Genomic DNA, 25,168 nt, shown 5'->3' with positions numbered 1-25,168 from the left:
TCAGAAACTCTCGTCGACGCCCTGCGTCATCACAAGCGGTTTGACCGCCAGGTCGGGCGGTACGTTCATCATGCGCAGGGTCTGCTGCACGACTTCGCTGAACACGGGAGCCGCTGCCAGGCCGCCGAAATACTGGCCGTCGCTGGGCTCGTCGATCATCACGGCGACGATGATGCGCGGCTTCTCGATCGGCGCCATGCCGGTGAACCACGCACGGTATTTGTTGCTGGCGTAACCCTTGCCGACCTGCTTGTGGGCCGTGCCCGACTTGCCGCCGACCGAGTAGCCCACCGTCTGCGCGCGCGTGCCGGTGCCGCCGGGGCCGGCGGCCATCTGCAGCATCTTGCGAACGGCCAGCGCGTTCGACGGCGAGAACACCCGCACGCCGGCCGGCGGCTCGGAGTTCTTGAGGATGGTGACCGGAATGAGCGAGCCGTCGTGCGCGAACGAGGTGTACGAATGCGCCATCTGGAACAGCGAAGCCGACAGGCCGTAGCCGTAGGCCATGGTGGCCTGCTCGACCGGCTTCCAGGTCTTCCACGGGCGCAGGCGGCCGGTCACCGCGCCGGGGAACTGGATCTGCGGCTTCTGGCCGTAGCCGAGCGCGGTGTAGGTGTCCCACATCTCGTGCGGCGTCATCTTCTGGGCGATCTTGAGCGCGCCCACGTTGCTCGACTTCTGGATCACGCCCTCGACCGTCAGCGCGCCGTAGTTGTGGGTGTCGCTGATGGTGAAGCCACCGATCTGGTAGCGCCCGGGCGCGGTGTCGATCACCGTCGACGGCTTCACGCGGCCGGCTTCCAGGGCCATGCCGACCGTGATGGGCTTCATGGTCGAGCCGGGCTCGAAGGTGTCGGTGAGCGCGCGGTTGCGCAGCTGCTCGCCGGTGAGGTTCTGGCGCTTGTCGGGCACGTAGCTCGGGTAATTGGCCAGCGCCAGCACCTCGCCGGTGGTGGAGTCGAGCACCACCACGCTGCCGGCCTTGGCCTTGCGCGCGATCACGGCATCGCGCAGCTTCTGGTAGGCGAAGAACTGCACCTTGCTGTCGACGCTGAGCTGGATATCCTGGCCGTCGAGCGGCGGCACCAGTTCGCCCACGCCCTCGACCACGCGGCCCAGGCGGTCCTTGATGACGCGGCGCGAGCCGGCCTTGCCCGCCAGTTCCTTGTTGAACGCGAGCTCGATGCCTTCCTGGCCGCTGTCCTCCACGTTGGTGAAGCCCACCACGTGCGCCGCGGCCTCGCCCTCGGGGTACTGGCGCTTGTATTCCTTGCGCTGGTAGAGGCCCTTGATGTTCATCGCGGCGATCTGCTTGGCGATGGGTTCGTCGACCTGGCGCTTCACCCAGACGAAGGTCTTGTCCTCGTCCTCGAGCTTCTTGTCGAAATCCTTCTGCGGCATCTCGAGCAGCTTGGCCACCTGCTTGAGCTTGGCGCGCACCTCGGGGTCGTCGCGCTCGATGTCTTCGGGAATGGCCCAGATGCTGGGCGCCACCACGCTGGACGCGAGGATGAGGCCGTTGCGGTCGAGGATGCGGCCGCGGTTGGCCGGCATCTCGAGCGTGCGCGCGAAGCGCACTTCGCCCTGGCGCTGGAAGAAGCTGTTGTTGAACACCTGCACGTACGCGGCGCGGGCGGCCAGCATGACGAAGCCGAAGGCGATGCCGGCCACGATGAACTTGCTGCGCCAGACCGGCGTCTTGCTCGCGAGCAAGGGGCTGGTGGTGTAGCGCACGCTGCGGTTGCCCCGGGTCATCGTGCGGCCCTCGCTGCGGTGGCGGGCTTGGCGGCCGGCTTGGCGCCCGCGGGCGTGGCCGGCGGCAGCGGCGCCACGGCCGGGATCACCGAGCCGTCGGGCCGCACGTACTGCGTGATGGCCGGGGAGGTGGTGCGCATCTGCAACTGCTCCTTGGCAAGCTTCTCGACGCGCAGCGGCGTGGCCTGTGCGCGCTTCTCGACCTGCAGGCGATCGCGGTCCAGCTCCAGGCGGCGGGCTTCCTGCTGCACGCGGTCGAGCTCGGTGTAGAGCTGACGCGACTGGTACTGCGTGTGAACGAGGTACAGCGCCGTGGCAATCACAGCCAGCAGCAGCAGCAGGTTGATACGGGCCATGATTAAAGAAGCTCCCCCAGGCTGCGCCACTGCGTGGCTGCGCCTTCCCCCTCGCGAGCGAGGGGGCGAGCGCCTTCGGGCGGCCGGGCGGCGCTCATGCGGCCTCCGTGCGTTCAGCCACGCGCAGGATGGCGCTGCGCGAGCGCGGGTTGCCGCTCACCTCGGCCTGGGACGGCTTGATGCGCTCGAGCGCGTTCAGCTTCATCACCTTGGGGGCGGCGAAGGGCGCGCGGCGGTCGTAGACCTCTTTCGAGTGCTTGGCGATGAACTGCTTGACGATGCGGTCTTCCAGCGAGTGGAAGCTGATCACCGCCAGCCGGCCGCCGGGCTTCAGCACGGAAAGGCTCGCTTCTAGCGCCTGTTGCAGCTCTTCAAGCTCGGCGTTGATGAAAATCCGAAAAGCCTGAAATGTGCGCGTTGCAGGGTTCTGGCCCTGCTCGCGGGTTTTGACCGTGCCAGCCACGAGCTCGGCCAGTTCGGTGGTGGTTGAAATTGGGCCCCGTTCTTGTCGGCGAGCAACAATCGCCTTTGCAATCTGAACAGCAAACCGTTCTTCGCCATAGTCACGGATCACCTCTGCAATCTGCTGGAGTTCGGCCGTTGCCAGCCACTCGGCCACGCTCTCGCCGCGCGTGGTGTCCATGCGCATGTCGAGCGGGCCGTCGAAACGAAAACTGAAACCTCGCACCGGGTTGTCGATCTGGGGCGAGCTCACGCCCAGGTCCATCAGCAAGCCGTCGACGCTCGCGTCGGGCAGTTCGCCCAGCGAGCGGAATCCCTGGTGGCGGATAGAAAAACGCGCATCGGAGATGCGCGCTGCTTCGGCCACTGCTTCCGCATCCTTGTCGAATGCGATCAGCCTGCCTTCCGGCGCCAGCCTGGAGAGGATTGCACGCGCATGCCCTCCCCGCCCGAAGGTGGCGTCCACGTAGGTGCCGGTTGCCGCCGTGCTGCCGGAAAGAAGGGCTTCCACCGCTTCGTTCAGCAAGACGGTCGTATGGGTCCATGGGGTAGTCACGTGAATCCTCAGAACGCGAAGTCCTGAAACACATCCGGCATCTCGCCCTGGGTGGCCTCGGCCTCCTTGGCCTCGTACGTGGCCTTGTCCCAGAGTTCGAAGTGGTTGCCCATGCCCAGCAGCAGCGTCTCGCGCGTGATGCCGGTGGCCGCGCGCAGCTCGGGCGACACCAGGATGCGGCCGGTGCCGTCCATCTCGACGTCCATGGCGTTGCCCAGGAAGACACGCTTCCACCACTGCGCCGACATCGGCAGCGCGGCGATGCGCTCGCGGAATTTTTCCCATTCGGGACGGGGGAACACCATCAGGCATCCGTGCGGATGCTTGGTGATCGTGAGCTGGCCGCCTGCCGTGGCGCTCAGGACGTCACGATGCCGGGTCGGCACGGAGAGCCGCCCCTTGGCATCCAGACTGAGCGATGAAGCGCCTTGAAACACGACCACGAAACCCCTGTGTTGGGAGTGCTGCGGCACCCGAAGGGGGCACTACCCGCACTTTTTCCCACTTAACTGCACTTTTTTGCACTGTAGCAGGAAACACTTCGGACGCAACTGGCCGTTCGGGGTATTTTTTGTAATGGAATCAACGACTTAGCACCGATTCCAAATCCGTGGAATCGGTGAATTTCGTTGAGAATTAAGTACTTAGCCCACGCAGTGAAAGTGATGCGTGAAGGATTCCCCCGTTACAGGGGGAACCAAAGGGCAGCTTCAGAGGATGAAGCGCGAAAGATCTTCGTCGTGACTTAGTGCCGCAAGGCGCTGGTCGACATAGGCGGCATCGATGCGGATCGACTGGCCTTCGAGGCGGGTCGCGTCGAAGCTTACCTCATCCAGCAGGCGCTCCATCACCGTCGACAGGCGGCGCGCGCCGATGTTCTCGGTGCGCTCGTTCACCTCGAAGGCGATGGTCGCCAGCCGGTTCACGCCCTCGGGGGTGAAGTCGAGCGTCACGCCTTCGGTGGCGAGCAGCGCCTGGTACTGCTTCACGAGCGACGCGCGGGTCTGCGTGAGGATGCTCTCGAAGTCCGACACCGAGAGCGACTGCAGCTCGACGCGAATGGGAAAGCGACCCTGCAGTTCCGGGATCAGGTCGCTCGGCTTGCTCAGGTGGAAAGCGCCGCTCGCGATGAACAGCATGTGGTCGGTGCGCACCACGCCGTACTTGGTGGTGACGGCCGTGCCCTCCACCAGCGGCAGCAGGTCGCGCTGCACGCCCTGGCGCGACACGTCGGAGCCCTGCGCTTCGCTGCGCGTGGCGACCTTGTCGATCTCGTCGATGAAGACGATCCCGTTCTGCTCCGCATTGGCGATCGCCTGCGTGCGGATCTCGTCCTCGTTGACGAGCTTGGCGGCTTCTTCGTCGATCAGCAGGCGCATCGCCTCGCCGATCTTGAGCTTGCGGGTCTTGCGCTTGCCCTGCCCCAGCTGGCCGAACATGCCGCGCAGCTGCTCGGTCATTTCCTCCATGCCGGCCGGGCCCATGATTTCCAGCGGCGTGCGCGTCTCGGCGAGATCGAGTTCGATCTCCTTGTCGTCGAGCTGGTGCTCGCGCAGCTTCTTGCGGAAGGCCTGGCGCGTGGGATTGGGAGCGTCGAGCGCCGGGGTCGTGCCGTCGGCGCCGCGCGCCGGGGGCAGCAGCACGTCGAGGATGCGCTCCTCGGCGGCATCCTCGGCACGCACGCGCACCTTGGCGCTCTCGGATTCGCGCGTCTGCTTGACGGCGATCTCGGCGAGGTCGCGGATGATGGAATCGACGTCCTTGCCCACGTAGCCCACCTCGGTGAACTTGGTGGCCTCGACCTTGATGAAGGGCGCATCGGCCAGCCGCGCAAGGCGGCGCGCGATCTCGGTCTTGCCCACGCCCGTGGGGCCGATCATGAGGATGTTCTTGGGCGTGATCTCGTGGCGCAGCTTGTCGTCGACCTGCTGGCGGCGCCAGCGGTTGCGCAGGGCGATGGCCACTGCGCGCTTGGCCGCCGGCTGGCCGACGATGTGGTTGTCGAGCTCGGAGACGATTTCCTGGGGGGTCATGGACATGGTCAGAGCGCTTCCACGGTGTGGTTCATGTTCGTGTAAATGCAGATTTCTCCGGCGATCGCCAGCGATTTGCGCACGATCTGCTCGGCCGAAAGCTCGGTGTTCTCGATCAGCGCCTTGGCCGCCGACTGGGCATACGCGCCGCCGGAACCGATGGCGATCACGCCGTCCTCGGGCTCCAGAACATCGCCGTTGCCGGTGATGATGAGAGAGGTGGTGGCGTCGGCCACGGCCAGCATGGCCTCGAGCTTGCGCAGCACGCGGTCGGTGCGCCAGTCCTTGGTGAGCTCGACGGCCGCGCGGGTCAGGTGGCCCTGGTGCTTTTCGAGCTTGGCCTCGAAGCGCTCGAAGAGCGTGAAGGCGTCGGCGGTGGCGCCGGCAAAGCCGGCCAGCACCTTGCCGTGATAAAGCCGGCGCACCTTGCGCGCCGTGCCCTTGATGACGATATTGCCGAGAGTGACCTGCCCGTCCCCGCCGATGGCGACCTGGTCGCCTTGGGGGGTCTTGCGGCGCACGCTCACGATGGTGGTGCCGTGAAACTGTTCCATCGAAGCCATCTGGGGATGGCAAGAGGCAATGCAACCCGCGGCAAGGCCGCCCGGCGGCTTAGTTTTTTCTAACCGCGACCGTGGCGTGATCGGTAATGCCTACCAGCGTGAACAGCGCGGCGATGAGCCGGTGCGCATCGACGAACTGCACGCGCTCGCCGTTCGCGTCGCGCGTGCGCACCCAGCTCAGCAGCGCGCCGGCGGCGGCCAGGTCCATGCGCAGCAGCGCGGCACAGGAAATGACGGGCGCCGAGGTGTGGCGCAGGTCGTTGTCGAGCCGCTCCCAGCTCGACAGGGACTCGCCCCGCAGGTCGCCCGCCAGCGCGGCGAAACCGCTGTCGGTGGACGGAAAGCTCTCGGAATCGCCACCGACCGACAGCAGCGACCACACCGAGCTGGGGCGGCTCGCCGGCGGCGCGGCCAGCGAGGCGCATTCACCGCGCGGGTCTTGCCAGGAGGGCGGCGACACCTCGTAGGTGATGCAGTAGTTGAGCGCCACCAGCTCGAAGTCGTCGGGCAGGTGCATCATGCGCAGCGCCGCGAGGTGCAGCTGCCACCAGACGTCTTCGGTGCTGCGGTCGTTGTTGGGCGCGGCCTCGGACAGCACCGCCAGCAACTGGGCGGAGCCCATGAAGCGCAGTTGCACCGGCGAATCGGCCCAGTGGGTGAACAGCACCCGCAGCGGCGCGGCGGCATCGGCGCCGATGGTGTTCAGGGCGCGCCAGTCGAGCGTCCAGACCGAGCCGGCCTTCGAGAGTGCGCGCGTGAGCTCCACCAGGCCTTCGCGCCCCAGGTGCGTGGGCGACACCCAGTCGGCGTGCGCGGTGGCTTCGGAGACGGCGCCTGTCTCTTCGCTGGCGGCCACGGCCTTGACGCTGCGGGCCAGTTCTTCGAACGAAACCCAGTCGGGCCCCATGCGCCGCATGCGATGCGCATAGCGCATGCGGGCGGCGGCGAACTTGGCGGCATCGCCGGTCGCGCGGTACAGGTCGAACAGGGCACGCCAGCGACTGTCGTCACGCTCGGCGGCGGGGCTGCCCTCGGCTTCCGTGGCGGGGGCGCTCTCGGAGGCCAGGGCCTGCAGCAGGATGGCTTCGGCGCCGGTGTCGTCGCCATGCGCGAATCGGATGACGGCCTCTTCGAGCGCGCCGTCGTGCGCCAGCCGCGACAGGGGCGCTGGCGCCGCGCTCGCGGCCATCGCCGGCGCCTCCCCGGCCGGCGCCGCCGCAACGGGCGCGCCAACGCTGTCGGGCCGGTCGGTCTGCGTATCGGGCGCGTCGGAACCGACGGGCGGCAGGGTCTCGGCGCCGGCGTCGGGCGGCTGGTTGACCAGCGGCTCGCCGTTCGGGCCGCGCCCCTTCCACCACTGCTGCGACATCTGCTGCTCGATCTCGTCGATCTTCTTGAGCGTGAGCGCGCGGCCTTCGAGCTTTTCCGAAGAGCTGTTGAGATTGAACGACGACGGCGTGACGGTCGGGTCGAAGGCGTGGGCTGCAGCCTCGCGCTGGCGCAGCTTGCGCAGCATGTCGAACTCGCGGCGGCGCACGAAGTCGTTGCGCTGGCGCCGTTCGATCATCTCCTTGAGCATTTCCCTGTTGTAGGCCTGCTCGGGCAACGAAGAGTCCGACTGGGCGGGCTCGTCCAGTTCCGACCAATCCTTCAGCGGATTGCGGACAAACTTGGCCACCTTCGAAAAAAGGCGGCCCGACTCTTCCTTTGCCATTCGACGAAAGCTTGCGGACGGGGGGTTCTTGCGACCTTGTTCCCGATCAATCCCCGAACATCTTCTGCTTGAGTTCCCGGCGCTGCTGCGCTTCGAGCGACAGCGTGGCCGTCGGGCGGGCGAGCAGGCGGCCGACGCCGATGGGTTCGCCGGTTTCGTCGCAGTAGCCGTAGTCGCCGGCGTCGATGCGCTGGATCGACTGCTCGATCTTCTTGAGCAGCTTGCGCTCGCGGTCGCGGGTGCGCAGTTCGAGGGCGTGTTCTTCCTCGATGGTGGCGCGGTCGGCCGGGTCGGGCACGACCACGGTGTCCTCACGCAGGTGCTCGGTGGTCTCGCCGGCGTTCTCGAGGATGCCGCGCTTGAGTTCTTCGAGCTTCAGGCGGAAGAACGCCATCTGCTTTTCGTTCATGTACTCGTCGTCGGGCATGGCGATGACTTCGGCGTCGCTCAGCTCGTTGGCGGACTTGGTCTTCCAGTTGTTGACCAGCTTCGGGTCCTTCTTCACGGCCAGGGGCGGCGGCGGCACCAGCGCGGTGGAGGGCGCCTGCGAGAAGCTGGACTTGGCGGCGGTCGATGCCACCGATTGCGGCATCGAGGGAACGGTCAATTGCGACAGCCGGGACACGCGGCCACCACGCGCAGCGGGAGCGGGCGTGGCGGTTTGGGCGGGAATCGAGGGTGTCGCCGGGGCGGAAGTGGAGGCGGCAGCCGTTTTTTTCATGGGGATCGGGGAAGCAGAAGGAACGGCAGCAGGGCGGCCGACGGGTTTGGATGACGAGGTACCCGCGCCTGCGCTCTTGGTCGCGGCAGTTGCAGGCTTGGCGGATTTCTTGGCAGCGGTCACGGCTTTGGCCGGTGCTGCCGCGGTCTTTTTGGTCGGCGCGCTTTTCTCTTTCGCCGTGGGGTCCGGCACTGCGGCGGAAACCTTTTTTGCCGCAGGTGCAGCCTGCTTCGCAGCCGCCACCTTCTTTGCGGCGGGCTTGGTTGCTGGCGTGGCCTTGGCGGCGGGTTTCTTCACGGTGACTGGCTCCTTGGTCGAACTGGAACGCGCTTTCACTGGGTGTCTCCTCCCATGGGAACCGATTGCGGCTTTCAGGCCGCGCCGGCTCCACGTTGTCGGGGTGCCCGCCAACGGCGAACCCCGGGGTTATACCCCCGAAAGCCCACCAGAAACGTGCGGCGCCCCGTGCCGGATGCCACATCCCGTCCGCTGGGACGGGGTGTGGCTGCCGGAACAGGCGCGCGATTGTATAGAGAACTCGAAAGCGCGGGCGATGTGTCCGGCTGCCGGTCGCGTCCATTAGCATCGCGCGGCGCCGCTGGAGGGGGTGGCGCTGGCCGGCCATTGCCCTTTTGGCGGCGCGGGCCATCCGATCATTCGACAAAAGAAAGCAAGTCTTGAGCAAAAAAGCAGCAGTATTGGGCGTCCTGGCCGCAGCCATCGCGGTCGCCTACGGTGGCAGCACCTGGTGGGCCGGTTCGCAGGTCAAGTCGCGTTACGACACCGCATTCGAAGAACTTCCGAAGCAGACCGCGCTGGTGCGGGTGGTCGAGCGCAGCTACGAGCGCGGCTTCCTCGGTGCCGTGAGCACCGTGACCCTCGAAATCGGCTGCGCGCCCGACGCCGCAGCGGCCGCCGCCGCGCAGAAACCCGCCGCCGGCGAGGAACCCGAGGAAGAGCCGGAGGAAGAAGCCGAAGCCGCGCCGCCCAAGCCGCTGCGCTTCACCATCCGCGACACCATCCACCACGGCCCGCTGGCCGGCGGCACGCTTGCCGCGGCCACCATCGACAGCGAACTGGTGCTCGACGCCAAGACCCAGGCCGACGCGAAGAAGCTGTTCGGCGAGGCCAAGCCGCTCACGGCCCGCACCAAGGTCGCCTTCAGCGGCGCCTTCACCAGCGACCTGAACGTGGCGCCCGCCAGGCTCGCCGAAGACGGCAAGGGCCAGATGGCATGGCAGGGCGCGCAGCTGCGCATGGACGTGAACGCCGCGCGCACCCAGGTGCGCTACGACCTGACGATGCCCGGCTTCGACTTCAACGACACCCGCAGCGGCCTGACCATGAAGATGGGCAAGCTCACGGCCAAGGCCGACATGGACAGCAGCGCCGGCTGGTTCCTGGCCACCGGCAAGACCGAGGGCCGCCTCGACACGCTCGAATTCGCCGCGCCCAAGGGCCTGGGCGCCGGCGACGGCGACGACACCACGCCGCGCAAGCCGCTGCCGACCGTGCTGCTGCAGGGCATCGACCTGGTGGGCGGCGCGAGCATCAAGGACGGGCTCTACGCGTCCGAAGGCACCCTCAAGGGCGCCGGCAAGATCGGCGCCACCAGGATCGACAGGTTCGAGCTGACCAGCAGCGCGCGCCGCATCCATGCCGCCGGCTACAAGAAGCTGGCCGACGCCTGGATGCAGTCGAGCGCCGCCAACGGCTGCGGCAAGGGCGGCAGCAAGGCTTCACAGGCCGCCATGAGCGCGCTGGTGGAACAGCTCTCGCCGGACCTCAAGGCCATGGCCAAGTACGGCCCCGAAGCCGGCATCGACAAGATGCTGGTCGAAATCGACGGCAAGCGCGGCGAACTCGGCTACACCGCCAGCATGGCCGGCGTGACCGACGAGGACCTGCAGCTGCCCGGCACCGCGCTCCTGCTCAAGCGCGGCGTGCTCAAGGCCAATGCGCGCCTGCCGATGCAGTGGATCGAGAAACTGGCCGCAACCGGTGCCGAGAGCGGCCAGACGCCCCCGCCCGAAACCGTGGCGCTGCTGGTCACCCAGGGCGAGCAGAGCGGCTTCGTGAAGCGCGACGGCGACGACGTGACCGCCCAGGTCGAGTTCAGCGACGGCAACCTGAAGGTCAACGGCAAGCCGCTGGGCGGGCTGGGCAAGTAGCAGGGTATGTCTCCTTCCCCCCAGCGGGGGAAGGAGCAAGTCAGGGCTTCAGACCAGGCACTGCTCCAGGCCCTGCTCCAGGATCTCGCGCGGCAGCTCGATGCCGATGAACACCATGCGGCTCTGGCGCGCCTCGTCCTTGCCCCACTCGGGGCCCAGGTCGCTGCCCATGAGCTGATGCACGCCCTGGAAGATCACCTTGCGCTCGGTGCCCTTCATGTTCAGCACGCCCTTGTAGCGCAGCATGCGAGGGCCGTAGATGTTGACGATGGCGCCCAGGAAGTCTTCCAGCTTGGCCGGGTCGAACGCACGGTCGGCCTTGTAGACGAAGCTCTTCACGTCGTCGTCCGTGTGGTGATGGTGGCCGTGCCCGCCTTCGTGCTTGTGCGAGGGATGGTCGCAGTGCTCGCCATGCGCGTGGTCATGGTCGTGATGGTCGTGGTCGTCTTCCTTGAGGAAGTCGGGGTCGATGTCGAGCTTGGCGTTCAGGTTGAAGCCGCGCAGGTCGAAGATGTCCTTCAGCGGCACGTCGCCGAAGTGCGCCTTCTGCTGCGGCGCGCGCGGGTTCATGTGCTTGAGGCGGTGGATGAGCGCCTCGGTCTCCTCGGCCGACACCAGCTCGCTCTTGCTGATGAAGATCTGGTCGGCAAAGCCCACCTGGCGGCGCGCTTCCTGGCGGTCGTTGAGCTGCTGCGGCGCATGCTTGGCGTCGACCAGCGTCAGGATCGAGTCGAGCAGGTAGCTCTCGGCGATCTCGTCGTCCATGAAGAAGGTCTGCGCCACCGGGCCGGGATCGGCCAGGCCGGTGGTCTCGATCACCACGCGGTCGAAGTCCAGCAGGCCCTGGCGCTTCTTGGCGGCCAGCAGCTGCAGCGCCTCGCGCAGGTCTTCGCGGATGGTGCAGCAGACGCAGCCGTTGCTCATCTGCACGATCTGCTCCTTCGACTCGGTCACCAGGATGTCGCTGTCGATGTTCTCTTCGCCGAACTCGTTCTCGATGACCGCGATCTTCTGGCCGTGGGCCTCGGTCAGGATGCGCTTGAGCAGCGTGGTTTTGCCAGAGCCGAGAAAGCCGGTGAGGATGGTCGCGGGAATGAGGGCCATGTGGGAGTGCTCCGGAAGCGGAAAACAGGAAAAGGGGCGGAAAAAGACTTGGCAGGCAGTTTAGCCAATGCCACTGAGTTGCGTTGCCGGCAGGGTCAAGCCGGCTTGCGGACCACCACCAGGCCCTTCAGGTACTCCCCTTCCGGGAACTCGATGGTCATCGGATGGTCGGGCGCCGCGCCCAGCCGCTCGGCGATGTAGCCGTCCACGCCCGCGTCGATCCCGGCCGAGGCCACGATCTTGTGGAACAGGTCGGCGCTGATGCCGCCCGAGCAGGAGAACGTGAGCAGCACGCCGCCCGGCTCCAGCAGCTTGAGCGCCAGCCGGTTGATGTCCTTGTAGGCCCGCGCCGCGCGCTCGGCATGCGCCGCCGTGGGCGCGAACTTGGGCGGGTCGAGCACGATGGCGTCGAAGGTGCGGCCCTGGTCGATGAACTCGCGCAGCACCGTGTTCACGTTGGCGTCGAGGAATTCGGTCTCGATGCCCTGCCCCTCGAAGCCGTTCAGCGCCAGGTGGCCGCGCGCGCGCTCCAGCGCCGGCAGCGACGAATCGGCCGACACCAGCTGCGCGCCCTGCAGCGCGTTTGCGGCCTTCAAGCCCGAGAGCGCCGCGACGGTGAAGCCGCCCGTGTAGCAGAAGCAGTTCAGCACGCGCCGGAAGCGCCGGTGCTGCGCCAGCTCGGCAAAACGCTGGCGGCTGTCGCGCTGGTCGAGGTAGAAGCCGGTCTTGTGGCCGGTCGCGATGTCCAGCGACAGCTGCCAGCCGTGCTCGCGAATGACGATCTCGGTCGGCCCGTCGCCGCGCAGCCAGCCGGTGACGGGCTTCAGGCCTTCGCGCTCGCGGCCGCTGGCGTCGGAGCGCTCGTAGAGCCTGGAAAGGCCCGTGGCCTTGAGCAGCGCGTCGGCCAGCACGTCTTTCCAGCGCTCCACGCCGGCCGACAGAAACTGCGCCACCAGCGTGTCGCCGTAGCGGTCGACGATCAGCCCCGGCAGGCCGTCGGCCTCGCCGTGCACCAGCCGCACGCCATCGCTCTGCAGGTCGAACAGGCCGCGCGCGGCCACCGCGCGGGCGCACACCGACGCGAGGAAGGCGGCGTCGATGCGCTGCGTCTCGACGAAGCTCCAGGCCCGCGCGCGGATCTTCGAGACCGGGCTGAACGCGGCCCACGCCAGGAAGGCGCCGTCGTGCGACTCGACGCGCACCGTCTCGCCGGAATCGGCACCGCCGCGCGCGATGGCGGATTCGAAGACCCAGGGGTGGCGGCGCTGCATCGAGCGCTCTTTGCCGGGTTTGAGGCGAAGGGTTTTCATTGGTTGTTGTTGCTTACTTGTCGTTCTCCGGCCTGGCCTTGGCGCGCGGATGCGCGGCGTCGTAGGCCTTGGCCAGATGCTGGAAATCCAGCCGCGTGTAGACCTGCGTGGTCGAGATGTTGGCGTGGCCGAGCAGCTCCTGCACCGCGCGCAGGTCGCTGCTCGACTGCAGCACGTGGCTGGCGAAGGAATGCCGCAGCATGTGCGGATGCACCGGCGCAGCGAGGCCGGCCTTGAGGCTGCGTTCGCGCAGCAGCTTCCACACCGCCTGCGACGACATCCGCACGCCCTTGGCGCTGATGAAGAGCGCGGCGGCGGCCTGCGGGTCGCGCAGGTGCGAGGTGGCCAGCGCGGCGCAGTCGCCGCGCACCGCGAGCCAGTCGCGCACCGCCTCGGCCGCCTTGCTGCCCATCGGCACGATGCGGCGCTTGCTGCCCTTGCCGAGCACGTTGGCGTCGCCCGCATCCAGGTCGACCCAGCCGCGCGCCGTGCTGCTCGCCTGCGCGTCGAGCCCCGTGAGCTCGCTCACGCGCAGGCCGCAGCCGTAGAGCATTTCGACGATGGCGCTGTCGCGCGCCTCGGTCCAGGGGTCGGCCTCGGGGTCGTACAGCTCGGCCAGGCGCACCGCGTCGTCCACGCCCAGCGCCTTGGGCAAGGGCTTGCCGGCCTTGGGCGCATGCACGTCCTGCACCGGGTTGAAGCCGACCAGCCCTTCATGGCCGAGCCAGCGGTAGAAGCTGCGCCAGCACGACAGCACCAGCGCAATGCCGCGCGGCTCGCGCCCCGCGCCGTGCAGCTGCGCCATCCAGCGGCGGATGTGGGCGGTCTGCACGCGGTCCAGCGGCAGCTTCGCCTCGGCGGCGTGGTTGGTCAGCGACTTCAGGTGGAAGGCGTACAGCTCGACAGTGCGCGCCGCGAGCCGGCGCTCGACGCGCACATGCTCGAGGTATTTTTCGACCCAGCCGGAATCTGCGGAAACGGCCGGCGTCGCGGGCCCGGAGGGCTCAGAAGAGGAAGCCACGGAAGACATTGTTCACGATGGCCGCCGGCTCGCGCAACGCGCCCTTCGAAAACGGCCCCAGCGCGTTCCAGCAGGACGTGGGCGCCGCCGCGTACTGCACGTCGAAGATCCGGTCGAAACCGCTCATCTTCACCAGGCGCTCGACGCGCCACATGTGGAACGGCTCCGACACGATGACCACGCTGCGCACGCCGGCCGCCTCCAGCAGCGGGCGCGACAGCGAAAGATTCAGGCGCGTGGAGGTGGAAGCGGGCTCCAGCAGCACCGGCCCGGCGTAGCCCGCGGCCACGGCGCGCTCCTGCATCGCGATGGCCTCCGTGCGGCCGTCTTCGGAATCCACGCCGCCCGAGAAGGCGAGCTGCTTCACGAGGCCGGTCCTGGCCATCGCCACCGCGGTGTCGACCCGCCCCGAGAGGCAGGGGTGGGGCTTGCCGTCCAGGTAGGCGCGGCTGCCGAGCACCAGGGCGGCGTCGGCCGCGCGCTGCGGCGGGTTGGCCAGCAGCGCTTCGGCCTGCCGCCAGATGAACGCGCCGATGGCCGCGTACACCAGCGCCCCGGCCAGCAGCCCGCCGAACAGCAGGACCTGCCAGGGCCGCCGCAACCAGCGCGGGCGGCTCAAGGACGCAGCCGCGACAGCCCGCCCGACGCCAGCTCGGCGATGCGCTCGAGGAAGTCGGTGCCCATTTCGGAGTTGAAGCGCTGCGCGTCGGGCGACGCCAGCACCAGCATCCCGAAGGCCGGCGACTCGGCGTCGGCGCGCAGCGGGATCAGCGCGATCGACATGGCCGACTGCGGCTCCGGCAGCCAGTTGGCCGCCTCGAAGCCCGAATTGAGCCCGCAGTACGGCGAAGTCAGCGAGGTGGCCAGCGCCTTCACGTCGTCGCTCACCCACTGGGCATAGGCCTCGTTGAGGTATTCGCTGCTGCAGTCCCACACCTTGATGGCCGTCTGCGGCACCAGGAACAGCGACTGCAGGTCGACCGCGATGCGGTACGGCAGGCTGCGCGGGTCGCGCGTGGTCAGCAGGCCGCTGGTCCAGCGCTGCAGGCGGTCGGCGATGACGACGTTCTCGGTGCCGTGGCGCACCATGTCCATCAGGCGATGCTCCAGCGCCTTGATCTTTTCGCGCAGCATCTCGGCCTGGCGCTCCTGCAGGCTCACGGCGCGGTTGCCGTGCGGGCTGGTGAGCTGCACCTGCGCCAGCAGCTGGGCATGGCGCTCGAAGAAGTCCGGCGTGTTCGCCAGGTAGTTGGCGATGTCGTCTTCGGTGATCGGGTTCATGGCGTTGGCGTCGTTGTTGTTCGTGAAGTTGGTCGTCATGGCAGCTCCGGCACCTCGATGTCGCCCTCGAACACCGTGGTGGCCGGCCCCGTCATGAGCACCGGCTGGCCTTCGCCCTGCCATTCGATGGTGAGAATGCCGCCGTGCGTCTGCACGTCGACCCGGCGGTCCAGCAGCCCCAGCCGGATGCCCGCCACCACCGCCGCGCAGGCGCCGGTGCCGCAGGCCAGCGTTTCGCCGGCGCCGCGCTCGAACACCCGCAGCTTGATGTGCGCGCGGTCGACCACCTGCATGAAGCCCGCGTTCACCCGCTGCGGAAAGCGCGGGTGGTGCTCGATCTTCGGGCCCTGCTCGGCCACGGGAGCGGTGTCGACGTTGTCGACCACCTGCACCGCGTGCGGGTTGCCCATCGACAGCACCGCCAGCGCGACGATGGCGCTGTCGGCGTGCGTGCCGAGCGCGAGGTGCCAGGTTTGCCAGCCGCCGTCGGGTTGCGGGTCGAGCCCGGCCGTGTCGAACGGCACGCGCGCGGTGTCGAAGACCGGGGCGCCCATGTCGACCGTCACGCGGCCGTCGGCGCCCATGCGCGGCTCGATGACGCCGGCCAGCGTCTGCACGCGCACGGAGTCTTTTTCGGTCAGCTTGTGTTCGCTGACGAAGCGCATGAAGCAGCGCGCGCCGTTGCCGCACTGCTCCACTTCGCCGCCGTCGGCGTTGTGAATGACATATTGGAAGTCGACCCCCTCGGCCGGCGAAGGCCGCACCGTGAGGATCTGGTCGGCGCCGACGCCGAAGTGGCGGTCGGCCAGAAAGCGGTATTGCGCGGCGCTGAGGCCCAGCGTGCCGCGCGTTTCGTCCAGCACGACGAAATCGTTGCCGGCTCCCTGCATCTTGGTAAAGCGGATTCGCATCCGGGGATTATCGCCACCGGCACTGTCCCTGACGACCGCGGGCCCAAGCCGCCCGCGCTACAGCGCCAGGAAGTGATGCACCTCGGGCTTCCCCGGCCCGATGTGAAAGCGCAGCGCCTCGCCCTGCAGGTCGGCGTCGGCCTGCGACACCCGGTGGTGCTGGCGCAGGTGCTCCGCCCAGGATTCGACGAGGAACCACTCCATCACCCGTTCGGCGTCGGCCGTGTGCTCGTGCAGGCCCCAGGCGTAGGCGCCGTCGCGGCGGCGTTCGAGAGACAGGCGCTTCATCGTCTGCAGGAAGGCCAGACGGTCGTCCTTGCGGATGCGGTATTCGATCTGGATCATCACCGGCCCGCGGTCGTGCGCCACCGGCTCGGCGAGCAAAGGCTCGGGCCAGTGGTTCGACGCCTGCAGGTCGGCCTCGCCGGAGGGCAGCCGCACGCGGTGGAACACCAGCCCGACCACCACCAGCCCCACGGCCCCCGCCACCAGCGTGGCCGGCACGCCGACCTGCTGGGCCACCAGGCCCCAGCCCAGGCTGCCCGCCGCCATCGCGCCGTTGAACACCGTGAGGTACACGGCCAGCCCGCGTCCGCGCACCCAGTTGGGCAGGATCGACTGGGCCACGCCGTTGAGCGTGGTCAGCGCAATGATCCAGCCCAGGCCCAGCAGCAACAGCAGCAGCACCGCCAGCCACTTCGGCGGCGCGAAGACCAGGCTGCCCATCACGGCGGCCGTGAGCAGCGCCGCCAGCAGCAGCATGCCGTCGGCGTCGAGCCGGGCACGCAGGCGCGGCATCACCAGCGCGCCGCCGATGGCGCCCGCCCCCACGGCGCCGAGCAGCACGCCGTAGAAGCCGGCGCTGCCGCCGAGCATCTGGCGCGCCACCAGCGGCAGCAGCGCCCACACCGAACTGGCGAACAGGAAGAACACCGCCGCGCGCAGCAGCACCACGTGCAGCTCCTTGCTGGCCCGCGTGTAGCGCAGGCCGGCGCGGAAGGCGCCGAGAAAGTTCTCCGACAGCCCGCTGTCGGCAGGCGCCGGGCGCTTCCACCACAGCAGCGCGGCGATCACGAACACATAGCTCAGCACGTCCACGCCGTAGGTGGCCGCCGCGCCGAAGCTGGCAAGGATCAGCCCGCCAGCCGCCGGCCCGATGGAGCGCGCGATGTTGATGCCCAGCGAGTTCAGCGCCACCGCGCCCTTGAGGTCCGAACGCGGCACCAGCTCCGGCACGATCGATTGCCAGGTCGGCCCCATCAGCGCCGCACCGATGCCGCCCACGAAGGTCAGCACGATCAGGTATTCGACCGTGAGCGCGCCGGTGTGCGAGAGCACCAGCAGCGTGCCGCTGACCGCCGCCAGCACCAGCTGCACGAAGATCAGGAAGCGCCGCCGGTCGAGGATGTCCGAGAGCACCCCCGCCGGAATGGCGAGCAGGAACACCGGCAGCGTGGCCGCCGTCTGGATGAGCGCCACCGCCGTCGGGTTGGCCGACAGGTCGGTCACCAGCCACGAGCTGGCCACGTCGCGCATGAAGCTGCCGATGTTGCCGAGCACGGTGGCGGCCCAGAGCACCGCGAACACCGGCTGGCGCAACGGCGCGAAGGCGCCGGACCGGGCCGCCGGCGCAACCGCGCCGTGAGAGTTGTCAGACATGGGCACGCTCCTTCAGGTCATGCCAGGCAACCAGCAGGAAACCGCCGGCCAGGCCCAGGTGTTCGAAGAAGGCGTTGGCCGCCATGAAGCGCTCCTGCCCGAGCGGCATCTGCCAGAAGCGCAGCGCCACGAAGGTCGCCATCAGCGTGAAGCCGCCGAGCGCCAGCGCGCCCAGCCAGCGCAACCGTCCCGCGAGGATCAGCGCCGAGGCGCCCAGCTCCAGCACGATGACCGCCACGGCCAGCGGGCCGGCGGGCGACAGGCCGAAGTGGTTCATCTCGGCGAGGGCCGCATCGAAGTCCATCGCCTTGTTCAGTCCGCCCTGCAGGTAGGCGGCGCACAGCAGCAGCAACGCGATCCAGCGCAGCGCGGGCGAGGTGGTCCAGCGCGTCGCCATCACACCGCCCAGCAGGCGCAGCCTAGCGCGCCCCAGAAGCTCTTGAGGTCGGCCACGGGCAGCTTGCTGCTCCAGGCCGTGGCGTGGCCGTGGCCGTGCACGTTGCAGTTGTTGGCGCAGCCGCAGGACATGGCCGCGTTGCGCAGAACCTTCTGCAGCGGCGCGCCCTCCTTCTTGTCGGCCCAGCCGGCGTAGCCGCCGAAAGTGCGCGCGGGCGACCAGTCGGGCATGGCCGGGGGCACCGAGCCTTCGTCGTGCGCTGCGAACACCCCGGCGCCGTAGACCACCTTGCCGCCCACCATCGTGAGCAGCGCCGTGGTGTCGGCGATGTCCGATTCGGCGCAGGCGAAGAAATCGCGGTCGGGCACCACCAGGTCGGCGAGCTGGCCGGCCTGGATGCGGCCCTTCTTGCCCTCCTCGTTCGAGAACCAGGTGACGTTCTCGGTCCACATGCGCAGCGCCTGTTCGCGGTCGAGCAGGTTGCGCTGCGGCGTGATCTGCAGGCCGCCCACGGTCTTGCCCGTGACCAGCCACGACAGCGACACCCACGGGTTGTACGAAGCCACGCGCGTCGCGTCGGTGCCGGCCGAGACCTTCAGGCCGCGCTCCAGCATGCGCTTGACCGGCGGCGTGGCCTCGGCCGCGGCGGCGCCATAGCGCTCCACGAAGTATTCGCCCTGGTAGGCCATGCGGTGCTGCACCGCCACGCCGCCGCCCAGCGCGGCAATGCGGTCCATCGACTTCTCCGAAATGGTCTCGGCATGGTCGAAGAACCAGTTCAGGCCGGCCAGCGGCGTGTCCTTGTTGACCTTCTCGAACACGTCGAGCGAGCGGCTGATGGTCTCGTCGTAGGTGGCGTGCATGCGCCAGGGCCAGCGGTTCTGCGCCAGGATGCGCACCACGCCCTCCAGGTCGCCTTCCATCTCGGGCGCCATCTCCGGACGCGGCTGGCGGAAGTCCTCGAAGTCGGCGGCCGAGAACACCAGCATCTCGCCGGCGCCGTTGTGGCGGAAGTAGTCGTCGCCCTGCTTGTATGTGGAGTTGGCAGTCCAGTTGAGGAAGTCTTCCTTTTCCTGCCTGGGCTTCTGCGTGAACAGGTTGTAGGCCAGGCGGATGGTGAGCTGGCCGTCGTCGGCGAGCTTCTGGATCACTTCGTAGTCGTCCGGGTAGTTCTGGTTGCCGCCGCCCGCGTCGATGGCGCCGGTCACGCCCAGGCGGTTGAGCTCGCGCATGAAATGGCGCGTGGAATTGAGCTGGTAGTCGAAGGGCAGCTTCGGGCCCTTGGCCAGCGTGGCGTAGAGGATGGCCGCGTTCGGCTTGGCCAGCAGCAGGCCGGTGGGGTTGCCGGCGCTGTCGCGCACGATCTCGCCGCCGGGTGGCGCGGGCGTGTCCTTGGTGTATCCCACGGCGCGCAGCGCGGCGCCGTTGAGCAGCGCGCGGTCGTACAGGTGCAGGATGAACACCGGCGTATCGGGTGCGACCGCATTCAGTTCCTCGATGGTCGGCAGGCGCTTTTCCGCGAACTGGTGCTCGGTGAAGCCGCCCACCACGCGCACCCACTGCGGCGCGGGGGTGATGGCCACCTGCCGCTTGAGCATGCCCATGGCGTCGGCCAGGCTGCGCACGCCGTCCCAGCGCAGCTCCAGGTTGAAGTTCAGGCCGCCGCGAATGATGTGCAGGTGGTTGTCGATCAGCCCTGGCAGCACGCGCTTGCCCTGCAGGTCGATCACGCGGGTGGCGCCACCGGCCAGCGGCAGCACGTCTTCGGCGCGGCCGACACGGGTGAAGCGGCCGTCCTTGACGGCCACGGCGTCGGCCACCGGGTTGGCGCGGTCCAGCGTGGTGAAGCGGCCGTTGTGCAGGATCAGGTCGGGCGGGGTCGTCATGTTCTCAGCCATGGCGGGTTTCCTTGTTGGGGGTTTCGGCGGCAGTCTGGGCGGGCAGGCACTTCGGCAGTTCGCCGAACACGTGCGGCTTGACCTGGTGGTGCAGCCACGAGGTGGCCACGGCGTCGGGCTTGAACACGCTCTTGATGAGCGGAGGGATCTGCTCGCCGAGCAGTATCCCCAGAAGCCCCACCAGGGCGATGACCGGCGGCGCCGGCGAGCGCACCTGGAACAGTGCGTAGATCACGCCGACCAAGAGGCCGAGTGCAAGCGACAGGACATAGGGCTTCATCTGGTTCACCCCGGCTTTCAACCCTCGTGCGCGCCGAACATGGTCTTGGCGTAGGTCACGCCCAGGCCGTAGGCGCCGCCCACCTTCTTCGCGATGCCGGTGGTCAGCTCATAGGTGTCGCCGCGGGCCCAGTCGCGCTGCAGCTCGAGCAGGTATTGCAGCGAGGTCATCGGCTGCGCGCCGGCCTGCACCATGCGCTCCATCGCGCGGTTGTGCGCCTCGGCCGACACGTCGCCGCAGGCGTCGGCGATCACGTACACCTCGAAGCCCTGGTCCAGCGCCGACAGCGCCGGCCCGACGATGCACACGCTGGTCCACAGGCCCGACAGCACGATGCGCGGCTTGCCGATCTGGTTGACGCGGTCGATCACGGCGGCGTCTTCCCAGGTGTTCATCGAGGTGCGGTCGAGCATCTTCTGGCCGGGGAAGGCGTCGGTGATCTCGCTGAACATCGGGCCCGAGAAGCTCTTCTCGGCCACGGTCGTGAGGATGGTCGACACGCCGAAGCCGGCCGCCGCCTGCGCCACCAGCGCGGCGTTGTTGCGCAGGTTCACGGCGTCGATGGAATGCGTGGCAAAGGCCATCTGCGACTGGAAGTCGATCATCACCAGCGTGTGATCGGTGGGCGTGAGCAGCTTGGAACCGGCGGTGGGGATGGCTTTGATGGACATGGAAAAAGCTCCTGGGCTTGAGTTGACGTTCGATTGAATTCACAATTGCGTTCGGAGGGAATCTCCTTGGCATGGGCTGAATCATCGGGCTCCCACTCACTGTCATCGACGAAACTTTTCACCGTCAATGATCGAATTTTTCGATCTTTCTTTTTCGACAAGGACCGCCGCATGCTCAAACTCAGCCTGGAAGCCATCGAGGTGGTGGACGCCATCGCGCGCCACGGCTCCTTCGCCGCCGCCGCCACGCGCCTGAACAAGGTGCCCTCCACGATCTCGTATGCCGTGGGCAAGCTCGAGGAGCAGCTCGGCATGCTGCTGTTCGAGCGCAACGGCCCGCGCGTCACGCTCACCGCCGCCGGCGAGGAAATGCTCAAGGAGGGCCGCTGGCTGCTCAGCGCCGCGAACGACCTCGAATCGCGCATGCGGCAGATCGCCACCGGCTACGAGTCGGAGCTGCGGCTGGTGCACGACTCGCTCATTCCCACGCACGCGCTCATCGACGACATCCGCGCCTTCGAGGACCTGCGCTGCGGCACGCGGCTGCGCATCGGCTGCGAGGCGCTCACCGGCAGCTGGGAGGCGCTGCGCGAGGGGCGGGCCGACATCGTCATCGCCGCGGGCGACGGGCCGGCCGGCGGCGGCTACCAGGCGGTGACCGTGGGCAGCCTCGACTTCGCGTTCTGCGTGGCGCCCTCGCACCCGCTCACGCGGCTGGGCCGCCCGCTGCAGCGCGGCGACCTGCTGGAGTGCAACGCCATCGTGGTGGGCGACAGCGCGCGCACGCTGTCGGAGCGCACCGTCGGCCTGCTGGCCGGCCAGCCGCGCATCACCGTGCCGTCGATGCCCGCGAAGATCGCCTGCCAGGTCGCCGGCCTGGGCCACGGCTTCCTGCCGCGCGCCTGCATCCTGGGCGAGCTCAAGCGCGGCACGCTGGTCGAACTGCCCACCGAGGAACCGCGCCCGCCCGAAGCCTTCTGGCTGGCCTGGAAGACCGGCGCGCAAGGCCAGGCGCTGCGCTGGTGGCGCGAGCGGATGAACCGCACGCTGGTGCCGGCGCTGCTGCCGCGCTCGGCGTTCTGAGGATGAAGCCGATCGGCCCGCGGCGCGCGGCTCGTCAGTTCCCGGCCTTTCTTTTCTCGCTGCTCGTCTCCAAGCTGGCCGACCAGATCCTGCTGTTCCTGGTGCCGCTGGTGGTGTTCCAGGTGACGCAGGACGTGGCGTGGTCCGGTTATGCATTCGCGGCCGAGACCTTTCCGCGCTTCCTGTCGTTCCCCGTCTGCGGCGCGCTGTGCGACCGGATCTCGCCGATCAGGCTGCTGCGCGGCAGCCAGGTCTTTCGCGCGCTGGTCTGCGTGCTCGGCGTGCTGGGCAACGAGGCGCTGGGCGGCATCGGCTGGCTGGTGGGCCTGTCTGCCGTGTGCGGCGTGCTGACCACGCAGGGCGTCATGGCGCGCGAGGTGATGCTGCCGCAGATTGCCGGCAACGGCCACGGCTTCGACAAGGTGCTGGCCTATGCGCAGACGGCCGAGCAGACCGGCATGGTGCTCGGGCCGCTCGTTGCGGCGGCGCTCTTTGCGTTCTTGCCCTGGCAGGCGGTGGTGGGCGCGGCGGCCGCCCTCTTCCTGCTGGCGGATGTCGCCACCGCGTACTGGCGGCGCGGCAACCCCATGCAGCTGCACGAACCGCAGGCCGCCAAGGGCCACTTGCTGCAGCCGATCAAGACCGCGCTCGGCCATCTGCTGCACCTGCCGGGCCTGCTGCGGCTGACCGGGCTCACGGCCGGCGTGAACCTGATGCTCGGCACCACGCTCGCTTCTTCCGCCGCGATGGTCACCGGGCTGCACCATCGCTCGGCCACCTACTACGCGTGGCTGCAGACGCTGGGCGCCGTCGCCACCATCGCGATCCTGCTGAGCATCATCCGGGGGTCGTTCGCGCTGAAGAAGATGGGGCTGACCGCCTACCTGCTGATCTTCGGCGGCGGCCTGCTCACCGCCGTGAGCACCAGCCACTGGGGCTATGCGGCCGGCTTCCTGCTGGTGATCGGGTTCGACAAGATGTTCAGCATCTACATCCGCATCCACCGCCAGCGGATCATTCCGGCGCACGACTACGGCAAGACCACCGGCGTGATCGTGCTGCTGAACAACCTGACGCAGCCGCTGGCAGGCCTGCTGGTCGGCGCCTTCGCCGACGCGGCGCAGACGCGCATGGTGATCTTCGGGCTGTGCATGCTGGTGGGCGCCATCGGCATCGCGGCCGCCCTTGCCAGCCGGAGCAGCAGCGCTACAGCACCTTGACCGCGCGGCCGATGAACTGGATCGGCCCGGTCGGACGGTCGATGGGCGAGCCGTTCTCGGGCTCCAGCGTGAGCTCGAACAGCTGGTTCGGTTCCAGCGGCGGCAGCTTGTCGATGGGAATGCGCAGCGTCTGGCCCTGCTTGACCAGCCCCAGCGACACCGGGCCGCGCCACTGGTCGGCCTTGGTCCAGAACTGCAGCGTCTTCTGCGGCGGCACTTCGACGGTGCCCAGCGGCACCAGGCTCAGCTGGCGCGACGACGTGGTCTGGATCACCCAGCCCGGCGACTTGTCTTGCGGGGCGACCAGCACCACCATGTACTGCGGCGTGGGCGCCGGCCGGGTGACCAGCACGGCCACCATCAGCGCCGCGGCTGCAAAGCCGCCGGCGGCAAGGCCGCGCCAGAGCTGCAGGTTGTTCCACCAGCTCGCGAAGCCCGATGCGCGCGCCGGCTGCCCGGCCTTCGGTGCGGCTGCGCCAGCAGCACCAGCACTGCCCAGCGTGCGCTCGATGCGCGACCACAGCGCGGGCGACGGATCTGCCGGCGGCGCCAGCGAGGCCAGCGGCAGCAGCCGGGCTTCCCACGCCTGCACCGCATCGCGCAGCGCGGGCTCGTCGCGCATGCGGGCTTCCACCGCCGCGCGTGCGTTGGCCGACAGCGTGCCCAGCACGTATTCGCCCGCCAGCGCGTCGATGTCTTCGAAATTGCCGAAACTGGAAGAAGCGGTGCCGCTGCTCATGCCATGCACTCCCGCAGCGCGCGCATGCCGCGCTGGATCCAGGCCTTGACCGTGCCCAGCGGCGTCTGCAGCCGCTCGGCAATTTCGCCGTGCGAGCAGCCTTCCACATACGCATAGAGGATGCAGTCGCGCCGCGCCGGCTCCAGGCCGCCCAGGCAGCCTTCGAGCCTGCCGAGGTCCGCGCGCAGCTCGAACGGGTCGGCGGCGGTGGCATAGGCCGCGAGCGCGGCCTGGTCGTCGATGGCCTCGGCCGCGTCTTCGCTCACGTCCACCTGGCGTGCGCCGCTGCGCACCATGTTCAGCGCGGCGTTGCGCACCACGCTGTAGATCCAGCCCCGGCCTTCGCCGCGCGCCGGGTTGAAGGTTTCCGCGCGCTGCCAGATGCTGATGAAGGCGTCGTGCAGCACGTCTTCGGCCTGCTGGCGCTGGCGCACGATGCGCAGCGCCACGCCCAGCAGGTAGCGGCTTTCGCGCTGGTAGAGCTGTTGCAGGGCCTGACGGTCACCGCGTGCGCAGGCCATGAGGGTGGCGTCGTAGTCGAAGGGCGAGGTGGGTGGCGGGTTCTGCACGGCCCGATGGTAGTGGAGCCGGCGGCCCCGCCGCCGAATCGCCCCCCGATCAGGACGCCTTCCAGAAGATGTAGTCGGCTTGGTACTGCACCACCTGCTTCTGGCCCTTGGTGGCCGGCGTGCACGGCACGGCCGCCGGCGCCACGCCGCCTTGCAGCGCCACGCGCTGGATGTACGTGACGCCCGTCATGGCGCCGCTGCCCGTGGCCGGGTTGGCCTTCACCAGCTGGTACGGCAGGCTGGTCGGGCCCGAGGGCGCGACCGCCAGCTGCGTGGCCGTGAGCTTGGAGCCGTCCATCGACTCCCAGGTGGCCGGCGGGCCGTAGTACTTGCCGACCTGCTTGCCGCTGCGGTCCAGCAGCCTGGCGTCGGGGCCGACGAACACCCATTCCGTCTGGCCCGGGGCATTGGCCTTGTCGCGGCATTCGTAGGTGATGTCGCCCTTGCCCACCGTTTCCATCGCGACCTTGTTGCCGGCCGGCACCTGGATGGTGGGGGGCAGGCTGGACTGGTTGAAAGCGGGCGTCATCGACATCGAACCGCAGGCGGTGAGCACCGCGGCAGCGGCGGAAACAGCGCCGAGAACGGCGAGCGAACGGGCGGGACGGGAGGTGTGCATGGAATTTCTCCTGGGGTTGTAGAGGGTCAGCAGCTCCTCGCTGCTGAGGGGTCTACACGCCAGGGGCGGGTTTGG

General features: G+C 68.6%; 25 protein-coding genes. 3 read left to right on the top strand and 22 right to left on the bottom strand.

Features of this window, described 5'->3' with window-relative positions:
- From WIX39_RS08645 to dksA, 8 genes are all read right to left on the bottom strand, one after another.
- The gene (locus WIX39_RS08645; protein ID WP_081270174.1) at window positions 1-1,755 is read right to left on the bottom strand and encodes a peptidoglycan D,D-transpeptidase FtsI family protein; all 1,755 of its coding nucleotides are present in this window, start codon (window positions 1,753-1,755) and stop codon (window positions 1-3) included.
- On the bottom strand, window positions 1,752-2,111 hold the full coding sequence (gene ftsL / locus WIX39_RS08640) for a cell division protein FtsL (protein WP_106935707.1): 360 nt from the start codon (window positions 2,109-2,111) through the stop codon (window positions 1,752-1,754). Before ftsL ends, WIX39_RS08645 begins: the two co-directional genes overlap by 4 nt.
- Window positions 2,112-2,205: 94 nt before the next feature.
- Window positions 2,206-3,129 (bottom strand): 16S rRNA (cytosine(1402)-N(4))-methyltransferase RsmH, encoded by a 924-nt coding sequence (gene rsmH, locus WIX39_RS08635; RefSeq protein WP_081270172.1) that lies wholly within the window; start codon window positions 3,127-3,129, stop codon window positions 2,206-2,208.
- A gap of 8 nt (window positions 3,130-3,137) precedes the next feature.
- On the bottom strand, window positions 3,138-3,566 hold the full coding sequence (gene mraZ / locus WIX39_RS08630; protein WP_081270207.1) for a division/cell wall cluster transcriptional repressor MraZ: 429 nt from the start codon (window positions 3,564-3,566) through the stop codon (window positions 3,138-3,140).
- Window positions 3,567-3,839: 273 nt separating this feature from the next.
- Window positions 3,840-5,168 carry an ATP-dependent protease ATPase subunit HslU gene (hslU, locus tag WIX39_RS08625; protein ID WP_081270171.1) on the bottom strand — a complete coding sequence of 443 codons (1,329 nt, stop codon included), beginning with the start codon at window positions 5,166-5,168 and terminating at the stop codon, window positions 3,840-3,842.
- Window positions 5,169-5,170: 2 nt separating this feature from the next.
- Window positions 5,171-5,716, bottom strand: coding sequence for an ATP-dependent protease subunit HslV (gene hslV / locus WIX39_RS08620; protein WP_007832466.1), 546 nt, complete (start codon window positions 5,714-5,716; stop codon window positions 5,171-5,173).
- A 58-nt stretch (window positions 5,717-5,774) separates the two neighbouring features.
- Complete coding sequence (locus tag WIX39_RS08615) at window positions 5,775-7,439, bottom strand: STAS domain-containing protein (RefSeq protein ID WP_409194896.1); 1,665 nt, start codon at window positions 7,437-7,439, stop codon at window positions 5,775-5,777.
- Window positions 7,440-7,485: 46 nt separating this feature from the next.
- Window positions 7,486-8,283: an RNA polymerase-binding protein DksA gene (gene dksA, locus WIX39_RS08610; protein ID WP_409196334.1), complete on the bottom strand. Its 798-nt coding sequence runs from the start codon at window positions 8,281-8,283 to the stop codon at window positions 7,486-7,488.
- A 554-nt stretch (window positions 8,284-8,837) separates the two neighbouring features.
- On the opposite strand from dksA, the gene WIX39_RS08605 reads away from it, so the two are divergent.
- Complete coding sequence (locus WIX39_RS08605; RefSeq protein ID WP_234382090.1) at window positions 8,838-10,331, top strand: YdgA family protein; 1,494 nt, start codon at window positions 8,838-8,840, stop codon at window positions 10,329-10,331.
- A gap of 48 nt (window positions 10,332-10,379) precedes the next feature.
- Here WIX39_RS08605 and WIX39_RS08600 read toward each other — a convergent pair whose 3' ends face one another.
- The 11 genes from WIX39_RS08600 to WIX39_RS08550 all read right to left on the bottom strand — a co-directional run bounded on the left by WIX39_RS08600 (window position 10,380) and on the right by WIX39_RS08550 (window position 20,863).
- Window positions 10,380-11,435: a CobW family GTP-binding protein gene (locus WIX39_RS08600; RefSeq protein ID WP_081271346.1), complete on the bottom strand. Its 1,056-nt coding sequence runs from the start codon at window positions 11,433-11,435 to the stop codon at window positions 10,380-10,382.
- Between the two features lie 95 nt (window positions 11,436-11,530).
- Window positions 11,531-12,745 carry a class I SAM-dependent rRNA methyltransferase gene (locus WIX39_RS08595; RefSeq protein ID WP_106935712.1) on the bottom strand — a complete coding sequence of 405 codons (1,215 nt, stop codon included), beginning with the start codon at window positions 12,743-12,745 and terminating at the stop codon, window positions 11,531-11,533.
- A gap of 13 nt (window positions 12,746-12,758) precedes the next feature.
- Window positions 12,759-13,766: a tyrosine recombinase XerC gene (locus WIX39_RS08590; RefSeq protein ID WP_267898693.1), complete on the bottom strand. Its 1,008-nt coding sequence runs from the start codon at window positions 13,764-13,766 to the stop codon at window positions 12,759-12,761.
- Entirely contained in the window at window positions 13,750-14,385 is a 636-nt protein-coding gene (locus tag WIX39_RS08585; RefSeq protein ID WP_106935714.1) for a YdcF family protein, read from the bottom strand. The genes WIX39_RS08590 and WIX39_RS08585 overlap by 17 nt, the downstream gene beginning before the upstream one ends.
- Window positions 14,382-15,086 (bottom strand): DUF484 family protein, encoded by a 705-nt coding sequence (locus tag WIX39_RS08580; RefSeq protein ID WP_081271352.1) that lies wholly within the window; start codon window positions 15,084-15,086, stop codon window positions 14,382-14,384. Before WIX39_RS08580 ends, WIX39_RS08585 begins: the two co-directional genes overlap by 4 nt.
- A complete protein-coding gene (gene dapF / locus WIX39_RS08575) occupies window positions 15,083-15,958 on the bottom strand; it encodes a diaminopimelate epimerase (RefSeq protein ID WP_106935715.1) in 876 nt (291 codons plus the stop codon). The genes WIX39_RS08580 and dapF overlap by 4 nt, the downstream gene beginning before the upstream one ends.
- A gap of 57 nt (window positions 15,959-16,015) precedes the next feature.
- Entirely contained in the window at window positions 16,016-17,617 is a 1,602-nt protein-coding gene (locus WIX39_RS08570) for an MFS transporter (RefSeq protein WP_106937557.1), read from the bottom strand.
- Window positions 17,610-18,014 carry a DoxX family protein gene (locus WIX39_RS08565; protein WP_106937558.1) on the bottom strand — a complete coding sequence of 135 codons (405 nt, stop codon included), beginning with the start codon at window positions 18,012-18,014 and terminating at the stop codon, window positions 17,610-17,612. Before WIX39_RS08565 ends, WIX39_RS08570 begins: the two co-directional genes overlap by 8 nt.
- Window positions 18,014-19,900, bottom strand: coding sequence for an amidohydrolase (locus tag WIX39_RS08560; RefSeq protein WP_409196333.1), 1,887 nt, complete (start codon window positions 19,898-19,900; stop codon window positions 18,014-18,016). The genes WIX39_RS08565 and WIX39_RS08560 overlap by 1 nt, the downstream gene beginning before the upstream one ends.
- 4 nt (window positions 19,901-19,904) lie before the next feature.
- Window positions 19,905-20,192 carry a DUF1427 family protein gene (locus WIX39_RS08555; protein ID WP_081271399.1) on the bottom strand — a complete coding sequence of 96 codons (288 nt, stop codon included), beginning with the start codon at window positions 20,190-20,192 and terminating at the stop codon, window positions 19,905-19,907.
- 17 nt (window positions 20,193-20,209) lie between these two features.
- The gene (locus tag WIX39_RS08550; protein ID WP_106935717.1) at window positions 20,210-20,863 is read right to left on the bottom strand and encodes a hydrolase; all 654 of its coding nucleotides are present in this window, start codon (window positions 20,861-20,863) and stop codon (window positions 20,210-20,212) included.
- A gap of 171 nt (window positions 20,864-21,034) precedes the next feature.
- Between WIX39_RS08550 and WIX39_RS08545 the strand changes: the two genes are divergently transcribed.
- Both WIX39_RS08545 and WIX39_RS08540 read left to right on the top strand, forming a co-directional pair.
- Window positions 21,035-21,946, top strand: coding sequence for a LysR family transcriptional regulator (locus WIX39_RS08545; RefSeq protein ID WP_409194895.1), 912 nt, complete (start codon window positions 21,035-21,037; stop codon window positions 21,944-21,946).
- A 2-nt stretch (window positions 21,947-21,948) separates the two neighbouring features.
- Complete coding sequence (locus WIX39_RS08540; protein WP_106935719.1) at window positions 21,949-23,166, top strand: MFS transporter; 1,218 nt, start codon at window positions 21,949-21,951, stop codon at window positions 23,164-23,166.
- Here WIX39_RS08540 and WIX39_RS08535 read toward each other — a convergent pair.
- The 3 genes from WIX39_RS08535 to WIX39_RS08525 form a co-directional block, all read right to left on the bottom strand.
- The gene (locus WIX39_RS08535; RefSeq protein WP_106935720.1) at window positions 23,153-23,905 is read right to left on the bottom strand and encodes an anti-sigma factor; all 753 of its coding nucleotides are present in this window, start codon (window positions 23,903-23,905) and stop codon (window positions 23,153-23,155) included. The genes WIX39_RS08540 and WIX39_RS08535 overlap by 14 nt on opposite strands.
- Complete coding sequence (locus WIX39_RS08530; protein WP_234382924.1) at window positions 23,902-24,426, bottom strand: sigma-70 family RNA polymerase sigma factor; 525 nt, start codon at window positions 24,424-24,426, stop codon at window positions 23,902-23,904. The genes WIX39_RS08535 and WIX39_RS08530 overlap by 4 nt, the downstream gene beginning before the upstream one ends.
- Before the next feature lie 97 nt (window positions 24,427-24,523).
- Window positions 24,524-25,093 (bottom strand): DUF3455 domain-containing protein, encoded by a 570-nt coding sequence (locus WIX39_RS08525; protein WP_081271361.1) that lies wholly within the window; start codon window positions 25,091-25,093, stop codon window positions 24,524-24,526.
- Window positions 25,094-25,168 lie beyond the last annotated feature (75 nt).

This window comes from Variovorax sp. AB1(2024) (assembly GCF_037482385.2).
Classification (GTDB): Bacteria; Pseudomonadota; Gammaproteobacteria; order Burkholderiales; family Burkholderiaceae_C; genus Variovorax.
The sequence above is the reverse complement of the archived record's forward strand: the minus strand, read 5'-3'. Positions and strand labels throughout refer to the sequence as shown.